Origin of the sequence: Micropruina sp. (assembly GCF_027492755.1) — a bacterium.
Lineage (GTDB): Bacteria > Actinomycetota > Actinomycetes > Propionibacteriales > Propionibacteriaceae > Micropruina.
The window spans coordinates 1-2,728 of record NZ_JAPUED010000060.1 but is presented as its reverse complement, the minus strand read 5'-3'; the positions used below and the strand labels follow the sequence as shown (position 1 = coordinate 2,728).

The following is a 2,728-nucleotide window of genomic DNA, read 5'->3' as shown; positions in this document are numbered from 1 at the left end:
GCATGATGTGCGCGATCTCGTAGGAGTAGGCCGGGTCGTAGGAACGCACCGCCGGATTCGTCGCTGCCAAGATGTGGCTGTGGCCGTCCATGTGCTGCAGGCCCTCGCCCGCCAGCGTGGTCCGTCCGGCGGTGGCGCCGAGCAGGAAGCCGCGGGCCAGCTGATCGGCGGCGGCCCACATCGAGTCACCGGTGCGCTGGAAGCCGAACATCGAGTAGAAGATGTAGATCGGCACCATGTGGACGCCGTGCGTGGCGTAGGCGCTGCCGGCCGCCGCGAACGCGCCCATCGAGCCGGCCTCGTTGATGCCGACGTGCAGGATCTGACCGGTCTTCGCCTCGCGGTAGGCAAGCATCAGCTCGTGGTCGACCGGGGTGTAGGTCTGGCCGTGCGGGCTGTAGATCTTGATCGTCGGGAAGAACGCGTCGAGGCCGAAGGTGCGGGCCTCGTCCGGGATGATCGGGACGACGTGCGGAGCGAACTCCTTGTCGCGCATCAGATCCTTGAACAGCCGCACCCAGGCCATCGTGCTGGCGATCTGCTGCTGGCCGGAGCCCTTCTTGACCGTGGCGTAGGCCGAGTCGTCGGGCAGCTTGATCGGCGCCGGGTTGTTGCGGCGCTGCGGCAGGCCGCCACCGAGGGTCCGGCGGCGCTCCAGCGCGTAGGCGACCCGCTCGTCGTCCGGGCCCGGGTTGACGAACGGCGGACGGTACGGGTCGGCCTCGAGCACGGCGTCCGAGACCGGCATGTCGAGCCGATCGCGGAACTGCTTCAGGTCGTCCAGCGCCATCTTCTTCATGCCGTGGGTGGCGTTGCGGCCGGCGAAGTGCTGGCCGAGCACGTAGCCCTTGATGGTGTGCGCCAGAATCACGGTCGGCGCGCCGGTGAACTCGGTCGCCGCCTTATAGGCCGCGTAGACCTTGTGGTAGTCGTGGCCGCCACGGGTCAGCTTCCAGATCTTCTCGGCGTCCCAGCCCTCGACCATCTTGGCGACCCGCGGGTCGCGTCCGAAGAAGTGCTCCTTGACGTACTCGCCGTCGTTGGCGCGGAAGGTCTGGTAGTCGCCGTCAGGAGTGTTGTTCATCACGTTGACCAGCGCACCGTCGCGGTCGGCGGCCAGCAGCGGATCCCAGCCACGGCCCCAAACGACCTTGATCACGTTCCAGCCGGCGCCACGGAAGAAGCCTTCCAGCTCCTGCATGATCTTGCCGTTGCCGCGCACCGGGCCGTCCAGCCGCTGCAGGTTGCAGTTGATCACGAAGGTCAGGTTGTCCAGCTCTTCGTAGGCGGCCAGCTGCAGCGCACCGCGGCTCTCCGGCTCGTCCATCTCGCCGTCACCGAGGAACGCCCAGACGTGCTGCTGCGAGGTGTCCTTCATGCCGCGGTTGTGCAGGTACTTGTTGAACTGCGCCTGGTAGATCGCGTCCAGCGGGCCGAGACCCATCGAGACGGTCGGGAACTCCCAGAAGGTCGGCATCTGCCGGGGGTGCGGGTACGAGGGCAGCGCGCGGACGCGTCCGTCCACCACATGGCTGTGCTCCTGGCGGAAGCCCTCGAGGTCGGCCTCTTCGAGGCGTCCCTCCAGGAAGGCGCGGGAGTACATGCCGGGCGAGGCGTGGCCCTGGTAGAAGATCTGGTCGCCGCCGCCGGGGTGGTCCTTGCCGCGGAAGAAGTGGTTGAAGCCCACCTCGTACAGGGTCGCCGACGAGGCGAACGACGAGATGTGGCCGCCGACACCGATACCGGGACGGTTCGCCCGGTGCACCATCACCGCGGCGTTCCAGCGGACCAGCCGGCGGAACTTCCGCTCCAGATCCTGGTCGCCCGGGTACCACGGCTCGCTCTCCGGCGGAATGGTGTTGATGTGGTCGGTGACGGTCAGCGACGGGACGCCCAGGTGGCGCTCGCGGGAGCGCTCCAGCAGCTTGAGCATGATGTAGCGGGCGCGGTTGCGTCCGCCCTCGTCGATGACGCCGTCCAGAGACTCCAGCCACTCGGCCGTCTCCTCCGAATCGATGTCGGGAAGGCTTGTGGGGAGTCCGTTCAGGATCGGGCCGACATTCTCGCTCATGGCCACCAGGAGTCCTTTCTGATTTCGCGGCCCCGCCGCGCAGCACTGCCGAGGACGGGGAGATTCGGGTCCATCCTGCCTCATCATCGCCGTCGAGCACATCGGCGCGACCACAGTGTGTCCGGCAGGCGTCCCCGACGACCCGATCGACGGGCCGGGTTGAGGGTGAATGACGGTGTCAGCGGGAGGTCGCCCAGTCCAGCAACCGCTGCACCGGCCAGGTGGTGACGATGCGGTCCGGGTCGATTCCGGCGGCCTCCGCCCGCGCCGCCCCGTAGGCCAGGAACTCCAGTTGCCCCGGGGCATGTGCGTCGGTATCGATGCTGAACAGGCAGCCGGCCTCGTTCGCGAGTGCCAGCAGCCGGTCGGGTGGGTCGCAGCGCTCGGGGCGGCTGTTGATCTCCACCGCCACGTCGAAGGCCCGGCACGCCTCGAAGACCACCTCGGCATCGAAGGAGCTCTCGCCGCGGGTGCCGCGTTCTCCCTCGATCAGCCGTCCGGTGCAATGGCCGAGGATGTTGGTGCGCGGGTTCGCGATCGCCGCCACCATCCGGTGCGTCATCGATTCGGCGTCCATCGCCAGCTTGGAGTGGACGCTGGCCACCACGACGTCCAGCCGGTTGAGCATGAACGGCGACTGGTCGAGGGTGCCGTCGT

General features: G+C 68.0%; 2 protein-coding genes. Both read right to left on the bottom strand.

What is annotated here, in order from left to right; translation table 11 throughout:
* A partial coding sequence (aceE, locus tag Q0066_RS04050; RefSeq protein ID WP_298130299.1) for a pyruvate dehydrogenase (acetyl-transferring), homodimeric type occupies nt 1–2,071 on the bottom strand: 2,071 nt, incomplete at its 3' end.
* A gap of 178 nt (nt 2,072–2,249) precedes the next feature.
* Nucleotides 2,250–2,728, bottom strand: a 479-nt coding sequence (locus Q0066_RS04045) for a PHP domain-containing protein (RefSeq protein WP_298130297.1), incomplete at its 5' end; no start/stop codon positions are given.